Source organism: Candidatus Hodarchaeum mangrovi (assembly GCF_975850365.1).
Map to the genome: position 1 here is coordinate 1 of NZ_CDLCQJ010000109.1, position 3,204 is coordinate 3,204.

The 3,204-nt window shown below is 30.2% G+C and carries 2 protein-coding genes; both read right to left on the bottom strand.

What is annotated here, in order from left to right; translation table 11 throughout:
- Positions 1-505: 505 nt before the first annotated feature.
- Positions 506-1,165: a hypothetical protein gene (locus tag ACWVCY_RS10895; protein ID WP_455142853.1), complete on the bottom strand. Its 660-nt coding sequence runs from the start codon at positions 1,163-1,165 to the stop codon at positions 506-508.
- Positions 1,166-1,840: 675 nt separating this feature from the next.
- On the bottom strand, positions 1,841-2,968 hold the full coding sequence (locus tag ACWVCY_RS10900; RefSeq protein WP_455142854.1) for a carcinine hydrolase/isopenicillin-N N-acyltransferase family protein: 1,128 nt from the start codon (positions 2,966-2,968) through the stop codon (positions 1,841-1,843).
- Positions 2,969-3,204 lie beyond the last annotated feature (236 nt).

The following is a 3,204-nucleotide window of genomic DNA, read 5'->3' on the forward strand; positions in this document are numbered from 1 at the left end:
GAGCAACAGACAGCTTGTTTACTCATCAAGATACTGGGTACTAAATAATTAGCTAGAAGCATTCCAGAAATTTTCGTACCCTACAGTCCTTCTTTTCTCAGAATATAGAGAGTGATATATACTTTTACGACGGAACTTAATGAAGTATAAAGAGAAAAATAAGGATATTTATAGGTAATACCAGCCTATTAAGTGAAGACTAACTCCATAATATAGGTAATTCGTCGGGAAATTGCTTCTTTTTTAATGTTTATTTAGCTTCAAGTCGTCAAAGCAGGATTTGATGATTTTGGTTTATGATTCTACTAATTAGTATAATTTTAATATGAAATTATACTATTCAAAATAATTTTTATACTAACTTGTATAAAATATAAATAGTTCTTCTTTCTACATGTTAATTTGATTGTGAACTTCCTCTTTTAGTTGAAATAAATAGTATCATTTCTAATTTTATAGAATTTAATTGGTGTTTTTGCTATCAACTTACAAAAAAGAAGATAATTTATTCTTTCAGTTTCTTGTATATGACATTTAATACAAGAAGAGTAAGACAAGTAATGAATGGGAATATTGTAGTGAAATCACTTATTTTAGAACTAGTGGAAGATGAAGAATTTGTTAGAGATGTGGAACTCGTAGATGGAACAGAATTTGTAGACGATGTAACCATTTCTAAGTAGAATACATTCAATAGTATAGTTTTATTTGATACAATTTCAGTTACATTTTGCCAATTATATTGGACTTTCTCAAGGTTAACAGTCAAAGTATAGCACTCATATTTTAAATTAGATATTGATCCTATAATAAATACTGGACAATTGCAGTTAGCTACAATGCTATAATCAAATTTCTCGGTAATTGTTAAGTTCTCCCCGGATTCAGTCAATTTTAGTTGTAGATTATCTTTATTAACAACACAATTAAGAATAATTTTTTGATTGAAAACAATAGACTGATCAATAATAGAGACATTTAATCCATTATCATCCCAACTGGGAATTCCACCACAATCAGTACAAATATTGATTTCGTAGTCAAACATGAGAGTATTTGCAGAACCCATTGAGTTTAGGATGTTAAGAGTGAAGCTGATCAGAATTAAGACTGATACTCCACTCATTCTTAGTAAATTCTTTCGTTTAAGATTTATCATCTTCATTTACTATCTCGAGGATTGATAGAATTTCATTACTAATAAAGTTTTAAGAATCTAAATTTTTTAAATGAGTATATTAGACCAAAACAAACATAATAATTATGCTTAATTTATTTACAATTCAATTCTATAAAATCCTATTGATGTTTTTGAATTGATAATAATTTCATTATACAACTAGAGCCTGAAAAGAAAGGTGTCTTAGGAAAATTGAAGTACGTAGGTCAATGGAGGATAAAATAATACTTTCTATTTCTCCTCTTCTTTTTACAAGAGGAAAAATATATCAGATAGATGAATTTCTCTTTAGATCAAAGAAATCATTAAAAAAAATCCCCTTAAAAAGAAAGAATGGAATAAATTTGAATTCGACTACTAAGAGTTATTTCCATATTTTAAAATAAAATTTTGAAATAATCATCATTTTGTGGTGGATCTAGTAGCGATGATCTAATGTAGACGAAAATTAGGGTGATATGAGAAATATTTTACTCATAGTCGAGTGGATATTAGTTTATTACACTAAAATACCGTCTTTTCATCACGATAGTTGCTCGATACAAGTTTTACGACAACATATATATGAATATACCTAGAAATATACATTTATCCAGCCTTTTACGGAGTTCAGAGGCTATTGAATTAAGAGGAAAAAGCGAATAAGTTTAATCTTTTCACTTAAATGCGATTCTTCTCTTTTTTCTTTTTTCGATATATAACCACAGCAAATATTAAAATGGAAGAGGTGCCAAATATTATAATGAGAGTAGTCTGTTTATTGAGTGTTAAAACGTTCAGCTTAGTTTTGTTAAAGAAATTCTTCATTAGATATGAATTATCATTTAGTGTTAAGTGAAACGAATGGTTGTTATCAATTTCATTAACCTTGTTGTATTCTTCCTCAAGATCAAAAACAACAACCTCATCGAAGTTATGAAGAAAATATAGATAGATCTTCTTCTGTATTGGATCATAAATTGTACTGTACATTGTGTGCAAATCATTGAATAGATCAGGTTCGAAATGTGTAGCATAAAGCACATCACGACACGCTTGGACAGTGAGATCTGATTCATTATCGATATCTGCAAGTAATTCTGTAGCTTTATCATATCTCCAACATGGGTAGTCGAAATAATGACTGCTTGGTTCAGCCAGATTAAAATTAGTGGAAATCAGATAACTTGCGTTCTTTTTTATAAATACCAGTTCACCGTTAGTAGCTGTAACAACTACTCCTGCTCCTGATGCATCAACATAATTCCATTGACCATTCCATGGAGAATACTTTACCGGATGTGATTTATACCAAGAAATGACATCCTCTACAGTTTGACAATACCACAGAATGTCACTGTGAGCATTCATTGGATTCCAATCCCCATTTTTATCATTTAGAGTTTGTGTTGGTATAGAATTGGCGTCAAAACAAAGGCCCTGATCATTCATACCTCCTTGTGGCGAAAAAAGAACCTGATCGTTTTGTTGTATGATAGATCCTACAACAACGTTTCCATAGATGGTAAGAGTAGCATTAAAACTAGGTAGATTTCGAAAATTGGGGATTATTTGTGGGGGTATAAACGAGATGAATGATGTTTCAGGTTTAAACCGATAGTCCTCATTATTTCCAAAGAATATCTTGTTATCAAGGGATACACTAAAGATGGTACAGAAATTTGAATGCATATTGATGCTAGAATTACCTGTTGTTGTAGTTTTAGTAGGTTGTAATATCGACAAGCATATAATTGTAACTACTATAAATTCCGAAAATTTGTTGGAATAAAAAATGAGTGAAATCATTGTAATTTTTCTCTCTAAATCGGTGTAAGCGAAAATGAGAAGTTATTCTTATAATTCTATTGAAAATGGAATATCCAAATAGCTAGTGTACAGAATAAAAACAAGTTATCTTTTAAGCTGCGGAGTTTGCCACATTAGCGATCTTTGCCAGAATTGCTGGATTTTTCTGTTTGAAGAGGCGAAGGAGAAAATGAAATTAGTGATAGAACCTTCGAGTAAGTTCGAGTAATTGAAGA